The 14683-nt window shown below is 62.6% G+C and carries 15 protein-coding genes and 1 pseudogene; all 16 read left to right on the forward strand.

Annotation, left to right across the window (positions count from 1 at the left end; all coding sequences use genetic code 11):
* Window positions 1-35 precede the first annotated feature (35 nt).
* The 16 genes and pseudogenes from AUC70_RS07940 (at window position 36) to AUC70_RS08015 (ending at window position 14675) form a co-directional block, all read left to right on the forward strand.
* Window positions 36-1295, forward strand: a complete 1260-nt coding sequence (locus tag AUC70_RS07940) for an MFS transporter (RefSeq protein ID WP_069444346.1) — start codon at window positions 36-38, stop codon at window positions 1293-1295.
* Between the two features lie 112 nt (window positions 1296-1407).
* Entirely contained in the window at window positions 1408-1752 is a 345-nt protein-coding gene (locus AUC70_RS07945) for a hypothetical protein (RefSeq protein WP_141702025.1), read from the forward strand.
* 245 nt (window positions 1753-1997) lie between these two features.
* Window positions 1998-2309, forward strand: coding sequence for a DUF6156 family protein (locus AUC70_RS07950; protein WP_069444348.1), 312 nt, complete (start codon window positions 1998-2000; stop codon window positions 2307-2309).
* 3 nt (window positions 2310-2312) lie between these two features.
* Window positions 2313-2477 (forward strand): hypothetical protein, encoded by a 165-nt coding sequence (locus AUC70_RS17380; protein ID WP_193427315.1) that lies wholly within the window; start codon window positions 2313-2315, stop codon window positions 2475-2477.
* A 164-nt stretch (window positions 2478-2641) separates the two neighbouring features.
* Window positions 2642-3043, forward strand: coding sequence for a group II truncated hemoglobin (locus AUC70_RS07955; RefSeq protein ID WP_069444626.1), 402 nt, complete (start codon window positions 2642-2644; stop codon window positions 3041-3043).
* A gap of 12 nt (window positions 3044-3055) precedes the next feature.
* Window positions 3056-3925, forward strand: coding sequence for a ModD protein (gene modD / locus AUC70_RS07960; RefSeq protein ID WP_069444349.1), 870 nt, complete (start codon window positions 3056-3058; stop codon window positions 3923-3925).
* A gap of 377 nt (window positions 3926-4302) precedes the next feature.
* Window positions 4303-5997: a nif-specific transcriptional activator NifA gene (nifA, locus tag AUC70_RS07970; protein ID WP_342022004.1), complete on the forward strand. Its 1695-nt coding sequence runs from the start codon at window positions 4303-4305 to the stop codon at window positions 5995-5997.
* Window positions 5998-6275: 278 nt separating this feature from the next.
* A complete protein-coding gene (locus AUC70_RS07975) occupies window positions 6276-6470 on the forward strand; it encodes a 4Fe-4S binding protein (RefSeq protein ID WP_069444352.1) in 195 nt (64 codons plus the stop codon).
* Window positions 6455-7243 carry a 4Fe4S-binding leucine-rich repeat protein gene (locus AUC70_RS07980; RefSeq protein ID WP_069444627.1) on the forward strand — a complete coding sequence of 263 codons (789 nt, stop codon included), beginning with the start codon at window positions 6455-6457 and terminating at the stop codon, window positions 7241-7243. The genes AUC70_RS07975 and AUC70_RS07980 overlap by 16 nt, the downstream gene beginning before the upstream one ends.
* Window positions 7244-7255: 12 nt before the next feature.
* On the forward strand, window positions 7256-8767 hold the full coding sequence (gene sufB / locus AUC70_RS07985) for a Fe-S cluster assembly protein SufB (protein WP_069444353.1): 1512 nt from the start codon (window positions 7256-7258) through the stop codon (window positions 8765-8767).
* A gap of 61 nt (window positions 8768-8828) precedes the next feature.
* A complete protein-coding gene (gene sufC / locus AUC70_RS07990) occupies window positions 8829-9587 on the forward strand; it encodes a Fe-S cluster assembly ATPase SufC (protein WP_069444354.1) in 759 nt (252 codons plus the stop codon).
* A 16-nt stretch (window positions 9588-9603) separates the two neighbouring features.
* Window positions 9604-10926, forward strand: coding sequence for a Fe-S cluster assembly protein SufD (gene sufD, locus AUC70_RS07995; protein ID WP_342022005.1), 1323 nt, complete (start codon window positions 9604-9606; stop codon window positions 10924-10926).
* A 1-nt stretch (window position 10927) separates the two neighbouring features.
* Window positions 10928-12169 (forward strand): cysteine desulfurase, encoded by a 1242-nt coding sequence (locus tag AUC70_RS08000; RefSeq protein ID WP_069444356.1) that lies wholly within the window; start codon window positions 10928-10930, stop codon window positions 12167-12169.
* 318 nt (window positions 12170-12487) lie between these two features.
* A pseudogene (gene nifB / locus AUC70_RS08005) lies at window positions 12488-13995 on the forward strand (nitrogenase cofactor biosynthesis protein NifB).
* Window positions 13996-14100: 105 nt separating this feature from the next.
* Complete coding sequence (locus AUC70_RS08010) at window positions 14101-14325, forward strand: 4Fe-4S binding protein (protein WP_069444357.1); 225 nt, start codon at window positions 14101-14103, stop codon at window positions 14323-14325.
* A gap of 11 nt (window positions 14326-14336) precedes the next feature.
* Window positions 14337-14675: a HesB/IscA family protein gene (locus tag AUC70_RS08015; RefSeq protein WP_069444358.1), complete on the forward strand. Its 339-nt coding sequence runs from the start codon at window positions 14337-14339 to the stop codon at window positions 14673-14675.
* The last annotated feature ends 8 nt before the right edge of the window (window positions 14676-14683 follow it).

Consider the following 14683-nt stretch of genomic DNA (forward strand, 5'->3'; position numbering starts at 1 on the left):
CGGAGTGATCGACACGTGATGCAGGACCGCCGGCAATGGAGATGAGCAGCGCGCGGCGGGCCTTGTCGATCGCGGCGCTGGTCATCGCCGGCGAATCCGTCTTTCTCCTGCCCTTTGTGTTCGCGCGTGTCTTCCGGCCGACGCTCCTCGAAGTTTTCGACCTGACCAACCTCGAACTGGGTACGGCCTATTCCGTCTACGGCGTCGTCGCCATGGCTGCGTATTTCTTTGGCGGCCCGCTCGCGGACAAGTTCCCCGCGCGCGTTCTGTTGGCCATCGCCTTGGTGTCCACAGCCGCGGGCGGTCTCGTGATGATGGCGGTGCCGTCATTCTCCACGCTGGTGATGCTCTACGCCTATTGGGGAGTCACGACCGTCGCGTTGTTCTGGGCGCCGTTGATCCGCGCGACGCGCCAATGGGGCGGCGAGGACGAGCAGGGCCGCGCCTTTGGCTTTCTCGACGGTGGCCGCGGGCTACTGGCGGCATCGGTGGGCTCCGTCATGGTGCTGCTCTTCGCAGGACTGCTGCCCGCCGACAGTGAGGCGGCGACCCTTGCGGAAAAGACCGAAGCCTTGCACCGGATCATCCTGGTTCTGTCGGGCACGACGTTCGCGGCCGCAGTTCTGGTCATCCTGTCGCTTCCCCATAGGGACCCATCGGAGACCGCTGCGGAACAGCCTCTGTCTCTGAAGGGCGTGGCGCGCGTGGCGGCCATGCCGACGGTCTGGCTGCAGGCCGCGATCATCCTGTGCGCCTATGTCGGCTTCAAAGCGATCGACGACTTTTCGCTTTACGCGAACCAAGTCGTTGGGCTCGACGAGGTGGACGCCGCGCGCGCGGGCGTATTTTCGCTGTGGATACGCCCGTTCGCTGCCGTCGGGGCAGGGCTTCTGGCAGACCGGATCGGCGCCTCCACCATGACGGTGACTTCTTTCATGCTGCTGGCATTCGGTAGCCTCATTTTGGCAAGCGGGCTGATCGGGTCCGGGATGGTCTGGATCTTCCTTCTCACGGTCGTTTGCAGCAGCCTCGGCATCTTCGCCTTGCGCGGGCTCTATTTCGCGATCATGCGCGAGGGAAAAATTCCGCGCGCCTATACGGGCGCGGCTGTCGGCCTCGTGTCCGTGATTGGCTACACGCCCGATGTCTTCATGGGACCGCTCATGGGCTACCTGCTCGATCAGTCGCCGGGCGCGGCCGGACATCAGCATGTTTTCTGGGTCGTCACGGGCTTTGCGCTGCTCGGGCTGGTCGCCAGTGGGTGCTTCGCACGCGTCACGTCCAGAACGCGCTAGCCTGGACAGATGTATCGCCGCCTTCCGAACCCGGCCGCTGCGGTGATCCGGACGGCTCCCGGTTCCGTATCTTGCAAGCCCCCTGTTCCACTCTGATCGTGCAGAGCAAACCATGTTGCGTGCCTATTGCCTGACCATCCTATGCGTTGCACTCGCCCCCATGCCGGTCCACGCGAAGACGCTCACGGCGCGGGAAGTTCTCGACGAGATGCTCAACAGGACCATCGTGACCCGGCAGTTCGGGATGAGCGTCACCATGCGTTATCGACCCGGCGGTGTTGTTTCCGCCAAGGCCTTGATCGGGTCTGTGGATGGCACTTGGCGTGCCAAAGGAAACAAGATCTGCTCGACCTTCCCGAGCGGGCCTGCCAAAGGTACGAGCTGCGTCAGCTTCATGCGCGCAGGTCCCAAACAATATGTGAGCTCCGAGGGCGTCCGCTTCCGCGTGATCGACTGATCGTGCCGCACGCCGGCCTAGCGGGGACGCGGTTCCAATTTTTCTCAAACCACCCCTGGCGTGTTCCCTAGGCAGGGAACTTGCATCGATGCGGATTGACAGCGGTCAATGCGCGCGCGCGCATATGCTGTTGTCTGCAAGGTCTTGGAATTCGGCGCGCATGCCGCGGCGCCGGGCGGACGCGTGTCGGGTTTCCGACACGGACCCGGGCCACGGGCGCGAACGGAGTACGGGGACGGATATCGTTGGAAGCGTCTCAAGACGGCGACTGGCACTACTTCGCCACGTATAGCGGTGTCCGCTTGCCCTTGCGTCTTGTCACGCCGATCGAGCCGGAGGCGTTGTCGAACCGGAACACGTTCATACGCGCGCGGTTCGATGCGTCGGGGCGGTTGCTGGAATGCCAGAAACTCGTCTATGGCGAGATCGAACTGACGCACCGCTATGAGTATGACGTGGACGGCACCTTGCTGCAGGCGGAAGTCACAATGTTGGATGAGGACACACGCATCTTGCGTTGCGATGGCGCCTCCCTGGCAAGCGCCGGGGAGGGATAGGCCATGACCGTCGAGCAGTTGCTGAAGGCGCTGAAGGACATGCCCAAGACCGCCGTCGTACTTGTCGAAGAAGACGGCGGACTGGCGAAGGTCGGTGGGATCGAGCGGCTTGAGGGAACCGGCGGGATGCCCGACGAAGTTCTTCTCATCCCGGATATGAGCGAGTGAACCAAAAGGGACGATATCGAGTGAGGCACCAAAGACGTCATAGAGCGGGGCAATCGTCACATCGAGCTGGACAGTCAACAGATGGAGCTGGGCAATCGACGCATCAATGCCAGGCAAGCTCGGCCCAGTTCGAGCAAGAGGCGCCCAAGCCGGCTCCCGACACACTGTTTGCACGGATCGGCGGAGCGGACGGCGTGCACCGGCTCGTCGAGACCTTTTACGGGCGCATGGATACGCTTCCCGAAGCGCGGGGCATTCGCGCGATGCATGCGCCGGATCTTTCGGAGACCAAGGAGGTCCTGCGGCGCTATTTCGGCGAATGGATGGGCGGGCCGAAGCTCTACTCGGCGGAACGGGGGCACCCGCGGCTTCGCAGCCGCCATATCCGTTTTCGCATTGGGGAGGTGGAGCGCGACGCCTGGCTCTTATGTATGCGCCAGGCGCTCGAGGCAACCGTCGCGGAACCCGCCTTGCGTGAAGAGTTGTACGGCGCCCTGGCGAAGCTCGCCAACTGGATGCGGAACGATCCCGGAAACCCGCACGATGCGCAGCATCATGGGCGCTGATAAATATTGCTCATGACCGATTTTCCGCCGCCTCCAATCCTGGCACCCGAGGACCATTGGGCGTTGCTCTCGGACGATGCGCCTTACGGAGATCTCACGACGGAAAGCCTCGGCATTGGCGGCGGCAACGGCTCGATCCGTTTTGCCGCGCGGCAAGCGATGACGGTTGCCGGGCTCGAAGATGCGGCGGCTTTGCTGTCTCTCGCGGGCGTTTCTGTGACGACGCATGCGCGTTCGGGCGACCGCTTGGCGTCCGGCGCCACGCTCCTCGAAGGGGAGGGGCCTGCGTCCGCCCTGCACAGGGGCTGGAAGGTCAGCCAGACTTTCCTTGAGATTTGGTCCGGTGTCGCCACGGCCGCGCGTGCCTTGACCGATGCGGCTCAAGCCGTTCGCGCCGACGCCGTCGTCGCCTGCACGCGCAAGAACGTGCCGGGCACGAAAGCCATGGCGGCCGCGGCCGTCCGCGCCGGCGGGGCCGTGATGCACCGGCTGGGTCTGTCCGAGACGCTGCTTGTCTTTCCCGAACATCGCGCGTTCCTGCCGAACAGCGACCTCGCGTCTCTCGCGCAACGGCTGAAGTCCGTCGCGCCCGAGAAGAAATGCATCATCGAGGTTCTGTCCGTCGCGGAGGGGATCGATGCGGCCAAGGCCGGTTTCGACGTCATCCAGACCGAGAAGTTCAGTCCCCAGGAGGTGGCCGAGCTCGCGCAAGCCATCTCGTCGATCACACCAAAGCCGGTGCTTGCGGCCGCCGGCGGTATCACGCCTGAGAACGCCGGAAATTATGTGCAGTCCGGAGCAGACGTGCTGGTCAGCTCTTGGCCGTATACGGCACGTCCTGCGGACATCGCCGTGAGTCTCGGGCCGCCGCCTCATGAATGAGGTGCAGGTACCGCATTGCATGCGGCGAATTGCTGCATCTGCGAAATATCCTGCGCAAACAATAGGCGTTCCGGACTGCTCACTACGCCCAATTTCATGACCTACGTCAGGACTTGGGGTGCAAATCGAGCGGATGCGCGTGGTCGCGGCCACGGTGATCCGGGTTGCTAAGCAAAGCGATCAATTCTTCAGCACCACCGGCCAGAAGGTTAGGCACGACAAGCCGCCGTTGCTGACACAAGATGAGATCAATTCCAAACATCTAGTGACGGGGATGACGGCACGGGACCCCGAGATGGTGAGTGCAAGTCCTCCGTCGGAAGTGAGAAATCACCATGACGAGCCACGCGGTCAACATTGAGCCTCAAACGGCTTCGATGAGTGACATCGCACTCATCGGAATTTACGAAATCTCGAAAATCCTCAACAAGCCAACCCGGCTTGAGACGACACTTTCCAATGTCGTCAGCCTCCTATCGTCGTTCATGCAGATGCGCCACGGCGTGATCTCGCTCCTGTCTGACGACGATATTCCCAACATCACGGTCGGCGCCGGCTGGAACGAAGGGTCGGATGAGCGCTATCGCGCCCGGCTACCGGAGCGGGCGATCGGGCAGATCGTCACCACGTCGATCCCGCTCGTGGTCGAGAATATCGCCTCCAATCCGCTCTTCATTCGGCGCGATATTGAACTGCTTGGGGCCGGCGATGGGACGAAGGTCTCCTTCATCGGCGTTCCCATCCGTGTCGATACGCGTGTGGTCGGGACGCTGACGATCGATCGTCCCTGGGACAGCACGGCAGTCCATCACCTGGATTCCGATGTCCGATTCCTGACGATGGTCGCCAATCTCATCGGCCAGACCGTGCAGCTGCAGCGCGTGATCTTCCGGGACCGCGAGCGTCTCATCGCCGAAAGCCATCGGTTGCAGAAGGAACTCCTGGAGCTCAAGCCGGCAAAGAGCAAATCGACGAAGAAAGTGCCAATCGAAGGCATCGTGGGCGACAGCGCGGTGATCCGATCGCTGCTCGACAAGGTCGCGATCGTCGCGAAGTCCCATTCGACTGTTCTGCTGCGCGGTGAATCGGGAACCGGCAAGGAACTCATCGCCAAAGCGATCCACGAGTCGTCGCCACGGGCCAAAGGGCCCTTCGTCAAGATGAACTGTGCCGCGCTCCCCGAGTCCGTTTTGGAATCGGAGCTGTTCGGTCATGAGAAGGGGGCCTTTACCGGCGCCATCAACGCGCGCAAGGGCCGCTTCGAACTCGCCGACAAGGGCACGCTCTTCCTCGACGAAATCGGCGAGATCTCCCCGGCGTTTCAGGCCAAGCTGCTCCGCGTTTTGCAGGAGCAGGAGTTCGAGCGCGTCGGCGGCAACCAGACGCTGAAGGTCAATGTACGGGTCATCGCGGCCACCAACAAGAATCTCGAGGAGGCGGTCGTGCGCAAGGAATTCCGCGCCGACCTCTACTACCGCATCAGCGTGGTTCCCTTGATGCTGCCGCCGCTGCGCCAGCGCAAGACCGACATCCCGCTTCTGGCGGAGGAATTCCTGTCCCGGTTCAACAAGGAGAACGAGCGTGACCTGTCCTTCGGATCCGGTGCTCTCGACGTTCTGACGGCGTGCTACTTCCCGGGCAATGTGCGCGAGCTCGAGAACTGCGTGCGCAGGACGGCCACCCTGACACAGGGTGAACGGATCTCGGCGGACGACTTCGCCTGCCGTCACAACGAGTGCCTGTCCGCCACGCTGTGGGCGACCTCGGAGGACGATCCGGGCCGCGCCAGGCCGGAGATCCCGCTACCGGTCGCGCGGCGGCCGTGCAGCCGGCCTCCGTCTACGCCGCACCGGCCCGTGAACTGGCTTACGCGGAAGACTCTGCGTCCGGCACCTCGCTGCCGCCGGAGCCCGTCTGGATCGGACGAGCCGATGTCCGAGCGCGAGCGCTACGTCGATGCGATGGAGCGTTCCGGCTGGGTCCAGGCCAAGGCCGCGCGCCTTCTTGGCCTCACGCCAAGGCAGGTCGGCTACGCGCTGAAGAAGCACGGCATCGAGATCAAACGCTTCTGACCGAGCCTGTCGGGGTTCCGACATTGTCTGGGGTCTGACAGGCAGCGCGCGTTCAGCGCCACAATAAAACTGTTCTAATTCAACCTATTATCGACTGGCATGGCGCTTGAAAGACGCTTCATGTCCGGTTCGCGTGCGAGCCATGGTCGCTGGATGTCGTGCTGTCCCTGCATGCCCGCGACCATCCCCTCGTTCCGAGCCGGACTCGTCCTGCAGCCGGTGCTTCGACGGTTGGCGTCGCTAGACCGGGCTGGAAGGGAAGGAAGGAGCCACGAGCCATGGCCTACAAGATTGTCGCCTCGCAATGCACCGTGTGCAGCGCCTGCGAATTCGAATGCCCGAACGCCGCGATCTCGCTGAAGAACGACATGTACGTGATCAATCCTGATCTGTGCACCGAGTGCGAAGGTCAGTACGACACCCCGCAATGCGCTGTGGTGTGCCCGGTCGAAGACACCTGCATACCGGCCTAGGACCTCACAGACGTGTCTCGGCAAGCAGCAATACGGCGGAAACAGATCCGGTCGACTGGGAAGGCCACCCCGTCTCCTGCCGCGATTGCCCGCACGAACTGATCCGTGCGGAAGAGCGCTGCGATTTGGGCCGCATCTGCGTACGTGACAGACGCGCCCGCCGCATCGATCGCTTCTTTGCCCAGAACCCGAAAGAGGCCGACAACTACCTCGACCACCCCTATTTCGAAGCGCGTGTCCTCGCGGCCAAATACGCCAGCATCTTTCTGCTGCCGCGGCTACTGCACGACCCGGAACCGGATGTCCGTGCAATGGTCGCCCATCGGTTGCCGGCCAACCGTGTTCTTGAGTTGCGACAGGATCCGGACCGCAAAGTGCGGATGGTCGTGACCCAGCGCGTCGAAGGCGAGGCGCTCGTCTCGATGTTTCACGACCCGGACTATTGGATCCGGGTCGTCGCCGCCCGGCGCGTGACCCCGGACGTTCTTCCCATCGCGATAAATGACAAGGACCCCCAGGTACGCCGCGAAGTCGCCCGGCGCATCAAGCCGGAATTTCTGCCCGGCATGATGCGCGATGCGGACTCGCTCGTGCGCGTAACAGTCGCCGAGAGGCTGGAGCCGGCGCAGTTGACCCCGCTGGTGGACGACGAGGATTTGCGTGTGCGCTTCGCGGTGGCTGAGCGCGGCACGCCGAAAGCGCTATCGAAACTCATCGACGATCCCGATCCCGAGGTGCGCCGCATCGCACGGGAACGATACGAGCAGACCTAACCGGAGGCCATCATGGCGGCAGTACAAGAGACCGTAGAACGAGTTCGTCAGATAGACGTCGATCAGTACAAGTACGGTTTTGTCACCGACATCGAATCCGAGAAGGCCCCGAAGGGCCTGTCCGAAGACGTCATCCGTTACATCTCCGCGAAGAAGAACGAACCGGAATGGATGCTCGAATGGCGACTTGAGGCATACAAGCGCTGGAAGACGATGCAGGAGCCGGCCTGGGCGCGCGTGGACTATCCGCCGATCGATTTTCAGGACCTCTACTACTATTCAGAGCCGAAGAAGAAGCCGGCCCTGGAGTCGCTCGATGAGGTCGATCCGGAGATCCTTGCGACCTACGAGAAGCTGGGCATCCCGCTGAAAGAGCAGAAGATGTTGGCCGGGGTCGTGATCGACGAGGACGACGAGACAGAGGGCGCCTCGGGCCAGCCGCGCACCAAGGTCGCCGTCGATGCCGTGTTCGACAGCGTGTCGGTCGCCACCACGTTCAAGGAAGAGCTGGCGAAAGCAGGCGTAATTTTCTGCCCCATCTCCGAAGCGCTGCGCGAACACCCCGATCTGGTGCGGAAATATCTCGGGACGGTCGTGCCGACCTCCGACAATTTCTATGCGACGTTGAACTCGGCGGTGTTCTCCGACGGCTCGTTCGTTTACGTGCCCGAGGGCGTTCGATGCCCCATGGAGCTGTCCACCTATTTCCGCATCAACGAGGCCCAGACCGGCCAGTTCGAGCGGACCTTGATCATCGCCGACAAGGGCTCGTATGTGAGCTACCTCGAAGGCTGCACCGCGCCCATGCGTGACGAGAATCAGCTTCATGCGGCGGTCGTCGAACTGGTCGCGCTCGACGATGCCGAAATCAAATACTCGACGGTACAAAACTGGTATCCGGGCGACGCGGACGGCAAGGGCGGCATCTACAACTTCGTGACCAAGCGCGGCGACTGTCGCGGCAAGAACGCGAAGATTTCCTGGACCCAGGTCGAGACCGGTTCCGCCATCACCTGGAAGTACCCATCCTGCGTTCTGCGTGGAGAGAACAGCCGCGGCGAGTTCTACTCGATCGCCATCTCGAACGGGCGCCAGCAGGTCGATAGCGGCACCAAGATGATCCATCTCGGCAAGAACACGTCGAGCCGCATCATCTCGAAAGGTATTTCGGCGGGCCGGTCCCAGAACACCTATCGCGGGCTTGTCTCGGCGCACCGCAAGGCCACGGGCGCGCGGAACTTCACCTGCTGCGACTCGCTCCTCATCGGGAACGAATGCGGGGCGCACACGGTCCCCTATATCGAGGCGAAGAATTCGTCCGCGATGTTCGAGCACGAAGCGACGACCTCGAAAATTTCCGACGACCAGCTGTTCTACTGCCTGCAACGCGGCCTCTCCGAAGAGGAAGCCGTTGCCCTGATCGTCAACGGCTTCGTTCGCGACGTGCTCCAGCAACTGCCGATGGAGTTCGCGGTCGAGGCGCAGAAGCTGATTTCAATCAGTCTTGAAGGGAGCGTCGGCTAGGGGCTTCCCGCGCCGCGATGGATGCTGAGATGAAACATTCGCTGAGAAAAGGACGCGCACGATGACACCCCTTTTGGAAGTCAAGAATCTCCACGCGGAGATCGACGGCAAGAAGATTCTGAACGGTCTCGATCTCGTGGTGAATCCGGGCGAGGTGCACGCGATCATGGGCCCCAACGGCGCCGGCAAGTCGACGCTCTCCTATGTCCTGTCGGGCCGGGACGGTTACGAGGTCACGGAAGGCGACGTTCTCCTCAACGGGGAGAGCATGCTCGACATGGAACCCTCGGAGCGCGCGTGCGCAGGCGTGTTCCTCGCGTTCCAGTACCCGATGGAGATTCCCGGCGTGGCGACGATGACATTCCTGCGGGCGGCGCTCAACGCGCAGCGCAAGGCGCGCGGCGAACCGGAACTGTCTTCTCCCGATGTCATCCGCAAGGTGAAGGAGGTCGCCGCTCAACTCGGTATCAACATGGAGATGCTCAAGCGTCCCGTGAATGTGGGCTTCTCCGGCGGCGAGAAGAAGCGGGCCGAGACCATGCAGATGGCTTTGCTCGAGCCGAAGCTCTGCCTCCTCGACGAGACCGACTCGGGGCTCGATATCGACGCCCTCAAGATCGTGTCCGAAGGCGTGAACCGCTTGCGCGCTCCGGAGAGAGGCTTCGTGGTCATCACGCACTATCAGCGCCTTCTCGAATACATCGTGCCCGACATCGTGCATGTGCTGTCGGCCGGCAAGATCGTGCGGACAGGCGGTAAGGAGCTTGCCCTCGAACTCGAGGCCTCGGGCTATGCCCAGTACCAGCAGGAGGCCGCGTAGTCCGATGGGCGAGAACGTGACCGCGAACAGGACGGTGGCCGAGTTGGGCCTCGCCGAGGCCTTCGCCTCGGTCGGCTCGAAACTGCCGGGCGACGCCGGCGTCAGAGCAAAGCGTGAAGACGCCTTTGCGCGCTTCGGCAGCGAAGGGTTGCCTCATCGCCGGGTCGAGGCCTGGCGTTACACCGACCTCAAGGCGCTGCTGCGCGAGGCAAGGCCGCTCGCGGCGCCGCCATCGGCGGAAGCAAAGACCGCCGCCTGGAACGTAGAGACCATCTTCGCCGGCATCGGCGCCCGGCGCATCGTCATTGTGGATGGAACGGTGGTCCCGGAACTGTCCGATCTCGATGGGCTCGAGGCGGGACTGAGCATCTCCACCATGGCGAAGGCGCTGGCCGACGGTGATCCGCTGGTTGCCGAGTCTCTCGGCACCGTCGCGCCTGTCGAGGATGCCGCCGTCGAACTCAACACCGCCTTCATGGGCGATGGCGTGGTCATTCACGTCGAAGAGGGAACCCCGGTCGAACGCCCCATCCATCTCGCTTTCGTGGCGACCGGATCGGTGCCGGCCTCCGCCTTTGTTCGCTCGTTGGTGGTAGTGGAGAAGGGCGCGGCGCTCACACTCATCGAGAGCCACCAGGCCCTGGGCGACGCCGAATACCAGCCGAATATCGGGCTTGAGCTTGTCATTGGCGACGCGGCGCGCGTTGACCACGTGAAGTGTCTGCAGGAGGAGCGGTCCTCGCTGCACCTCGCAAGCCTCATGGCTTCACTCGGCGCGCACGCGACCTTCAATCATTTCGCCCTGACAACCGGTGGCGCCGTCGTACGCAATCAGCTCTTCCTCGAGATGAAAGGCGAGGGCTCCTCGACCGACATCCGCGGCGCGAGCCTGCTGCGCGGAAACCAGCACGCCGATACGACGCTCGTGGCCAATCACATCGCACCGGGCTGCGTGGCCCGCGAGGTCTTCAAGTCCGTTCTGGCCGACGAGAGCCGCGGCATCTTCCAGGGCAAGATTTCCGTCGCACCGGACGCGCAGAAGACGGATGCCAAGATGATGGCCCAGGCACTGCTTCTGTCGGAGACGGCCGAGTTCGATTCGAAACCGGAGCTCGAGATCTTCGCCGACGACGTGCAGTGCGGTCACGGCACGACGGCGGGCGCGCTCGACGAGGACCTGCGCTTCTATCTCATGGCCCGCGGGATCGCCGCGGACGACGCGGAGTCCCTGCTGATCCAGGCCTTTGCCGGAGAGACGCTCGAGAACATCGCCCATGAGGGCCTGAAGACGCTTCTGATGGACGCCGTGGCCGAGTGGCTGCAAGCCGGAGACGAGTGAGATGCATGAGGCCGTGCAGAATGGCGCCTATGACGTGGCGCGCGTGCGAAAGGACTTTCCGATTCTCGACCTCGAGGTCGAAGGAAAGCCGCTGATCTATTTCGACAATGCGGCTTCCGCGCAGAAGCCGACGGCGGTTCTCGACCGGTTGAACACGGCCTACACCACCGAATATGCCAACGTGCATCGCGGCCTGCATCACCTCTCCAATGTCGCGACGGAAGCCTACGAGGCCGCTCGCGGCCGGGTGGCGAAGTTTCTCAACGCGCCTCGCAATGAGGAGATCGTCTTCACGCGCAGCGCCACCGAAGCGATCAATCTCGTCGCATCGACCTTCGGCCGCGACTGCATCATGCCGGGCGACGAGATCGTGCTCTCGATCATGGAGCATCATGCCAACATCGTTCCGTGGCACTTCCTGCGGGAGCACTATGGCGCCGTTATCAAATGGGCGCCGGTCGATGATGAGGGCAATTTTCTCATCGACGAGTTTGAGAATCTCCTCACCGACCGCACGAAGATGGTCGCCATCACACAGATGTCTAACGTCCTCGGGTCGGTGGTTCCCGTCAAGGAAGTGACCCGCATCGCGCATGCCCGCGGCATTCCGGTGCTTGTCGACGGTGCGCAAGGCTCAGTCCATCTCGATGTGGATGTTCAGGATATCGACTGCGATTTCTATGTGATCACCGGGCACAAGCTTTATGGGCCCACGGGCATCGGTGCGCTCTACGGCAAATACGAGCACCTCGCGGCGATGGCGCCCTTCAACGGCGGCGGCGAGATGATCCGCGAAGTGTTCCAGGATACGGTCACCTATGGCGAGCCGCCGCACAAGTTCGAGGCCGGCACGCCGCCGATCGTGCAGGCCATCGGCCTGCACGCGGCGCTCGACTATATCGACTCCATCGGCAAGCCCCGCATCCGGGCACACGAAGCAGAGCTCATGGCCTACGCGCAGGAGCGCCTCCGCGAGATCAATTCCTTGCGCATCATCGGCAATGCCGACGACAAGGGCGCCATCATCTCGTTCGAGATGAAGGAGGGCCACCCGCACGACTACGCGACCCTCATCAACAGTCCGGGGTCGGCCGTGCGGGCGGGGACGCATTGCGCCATGCCGCTCCTCGAACGCTTCGGCGTCTCGGCCACCTGCCGTGCCTCGTTCGGCCTCTACAACACGAAGGCGGAAGTCGATGCCTTCGTGACGGCGCTCGGCAAGGTACAGGCGCTTCTCGCCTGACGCTGCCGGTCACAACGAACAGTCCTCGCCCCAAGCCTTGTGACGCCCACGACAATGTCGCTTTTCGCACAGCCACAGCTTCAGCGCCAATCGCCGATGTCGGCATCGCGACAGCACGCACCCATGAAAAACTTGATCCTGATCAAGGGTCTAGGGGGTGCCGGAACGCTGGCACGCGAGTTGCGTAGAGTCTTTCTAAGACGTGCGCGGCGCGCCGTGTGGGGCACGAGGCCCTAGGTCACCCGGATCAGCGAGGACCCGAACATGGACGGATTGATTGAGCAGCCCGAGACCGAAACGGCGGAAGCCGTCTCGGAAATGGACGACATCATGCAGAAGATTGCCGAGCACAAAGGCTGCGGCACCAGCGGCGGCGACGGAAAGGCCAGTTGCGGCACGGGCGCGGCGAAACGGACCTGCCGCCGGAAATCTGGGAGAAGGTCAAGAACCATCCCTGTTACAGCGAAGAGGCGCATCATCACTATGCGCGCATGCATGTGGCGGTCGCGCCTGCCTGCAACATTCAATGCAATTACTGCAATCGCAAATACGATTGCGCGAACGAGTCGCGCCCGGGCGTGGTCAGCGAACGCCTGAGCCCGGAACAAGCGACCAAGAAGGTCCTGGCTGTCGCCTCCACCATTCCGCAGATGACGGTGCTCGGCATCGCCGGACCGGGCGATGCGCTGGCGAACCCCGCCAAGACATTCAAGACGTTCGAAATGATCATGGAGACGGCGCCCGACATTAAGCTGTGCCTGTCGACGAATGGTTTGGCGCTGCCCGACTATGTCGACGAGATCGCGAAGTACAACGTCGACCACGTCACGATCACCATCAACATGGTCGATCCCGAGGTCGGCGCGAAGATTTATCCCTGGATCTTCTGGGACCACAAGCGCGTCACCGGAGTCGAGGCTTCCAGGATCTTGAGCGAGCGTCAGCTCAAGGGGCTCGAAATGCTCTCGGAGCGGGGCATTCTCTGCAAGGTCAACTCGGTGATGATCCCGGGTATCAACGACGAGCATCTCGTCGAGGTGAACAAGGCCGTGAAGTCGCGCGGCGCCTTCCTGCACAACATCATGCCGCTCATCTCCGCACCGGAGCATGGCACCGTCTTCGGCCTGAACGGCCAGCGCGGACCCTCGGCGCAGGAGCTGAAGGCACTCCAAGATGCCTGCGAAGGTGAGATGAACATGATGCGGCACTGCCGTCAGTGCCGAGCCGATGCCGTCGGTCTTCTCGGTGAAGACCGCAGCGCCGAGTTCACCACCGAGAAGATCATGGAGATGGACGTCGAATACGACCTCTCCTCGCGTCAGGCCTACCAAGCCAAGGTGGAAGAGGAGCGGCAGGCAACTGTCTCGGCGAAGAAGGACGAGCTTGAGTCGCTCGCCGGCGAGCACAGCGACATCAATATCCTCATCGCCGTCGCCACAAAGGGCGGCGGCCGCATCAACGAGCATTTCGGCCACGCCAAGGAGTTCCAGATCTACGAGGTATCGACCGCGGGCGCCAAATTCGTCGGCCACCGCCGCGTCGATCTGTACTGCCAGGGCGGCTATGGCGAGGAAGACGCGCTCGAAACGGTGATCCGCGCGATCCAAGACTGCACGGCGGTGTTCGTGTCGAAGATCGGCGGCTGCCCCAAGAACGATCTCAAGGAGGCGGGCATCGATCCGGTCGACGAATACGCCCTCGAGTTCATCGAGAAGTCGGCCATCGCCTACTTCAAGGACTATCTCGCGAAGGTGAAGAGCGGCGAGATCGAGCACACCCAACGTGACGACGCCACCATTCGCCAGGGAGCCTATATCGCCGCCTGACCACGGGACGATGAGGCGCGGGGCGGCGTTGTTAGTACGGAGCCCGCCGCCCCGCAAATCGTCCAACGCCAAGGCGGTATTTGCTGAGAGAGGAACCCAAGAACAATGTCCTACAAAATCGTCGCTTCGCAATGCACGGGCTGTTCGGCTTGCGAACCCGAGTGTCCCAACGTCGCCATCTACGAAAAGGGCGGCACGTTCATCATCGATCCCAAGAAGTGTACCGAGTGCATCGGCTATTTCGACACGCCGCAATGCGTTGCGGTGTGCCCCGTCGACGACACCTGCGTCATCGACAATTCGGTCCCGCGCTATCAGCCCCCCGCCTAAGGAGGAAAGGCATGAGTTTCACCGTTACACGGGCCGCCGAAAAATTTATCCGCCGACTGCTTATGTTTGACGGAGGTCCCGGAAGTGCCCTTCGTCTCGCCGTGAGCCCTGGCGGATGTTCCGGCCTTTCTGCCGAGTTCGATGTCGAAAGCGCGCCGCGCGAAGGCGACAAGCTCGTCGAGGTCGGGGATATTCGCTTCTTCCTGCCTGCCGAAAGCCGCCTGCTTCTGGAAGGCGTGACCATCGACTTCGCCGAGACGCCGACGTCCAGCGGCTTCGTCTTCCTCGATCCCAATGCCGCATCTTGCGGTTGTTCGACGGAAGACGCGGCCGAAAGCGTCGCAGGCTGACGGGCAGG

This window comes from Methyloceanibacter stevinii (assembly GCF_001723355.1).
Lineage (GTDB): Bacteria > Pseudomonadota > Alphaproteobacteria > Rhizobiales > Methyloligellaceae > Methyloceanibacter > Methyloceanibacter stevinii.

Coding starts and splice junctions, on each gene's coding strand:
- AUC70_RS17380 (WP_193427315.1), top strand. CDS start 2,313: ATGACCGTCGAGCAGTTGCTGAAGGCGCTGAAGGACATGCCCAAGACC.
- nifA (WP_342022004.1), top strand. CDS start 4,303: ATGAGTGACATCGCACTCATCGGAATTTACGAAATCTCGAAAATCCTC.
- AUC70_RS08000 (WP_069444356.1), top strand. CDS start 10,928: ATGCATGAGGCCGTGCAGAATGGCGCCTATGACGTGGCGCGCGTGCGA.
- modD (WP_069444349.1), top strand. CDS start 3,056: ATGACCGATTTTCCGCCGCCTCCAATCCTGGCACCCGAGGACCATTGG.
- AUC70_RS08010 (WP_069444357.1), top strand. CDS start 14,101: ATGTCCTACAAAATCGTCGCTTCGCAATGCACGGGCTGTTCGGCTTGC.
- sufC (WP_069444354.1), top strand. CDS start 8,829: ATGACACCCCTTTTGGAAGTCAAGAATCTCCACGCGGAGATCGACGGC.
- AUC70_RS07945 (WP_141702025.1), top strand. CDS start 1,408: ATGTTGCGTGCCTATTGCCTGACCATCCTATGCGTTGCACTCGCCCCC.
- sufB (WP_069444353.1), top strand. CDS start 7,256: ATGGCGGCAGTACAAGAGACCGTAGAACGAGTTCGTCAGATAGACGTC.
- AUC70_RS07975 (WP_069444352.1), top strand. CDS start 6,276: ATGGCCTACAAGATTGTCGCCTCGCAATGCACCGTGTGCAGCGCCTGC.
- AUC70_RS07940 (WP_069444346.1), top strand. CDS start 36: ATGGAGATGAGCAGCGCGCGGCGGGCCTTGTCGATCGCGGCGCTGGTC.
- AUC70_RS08015 (WP_069444358.1), top strand. CDS start 14,337: ATGAGTTTCACCGTTACACGGGCCGCCGAAAAATTTATCCGCCGACTG.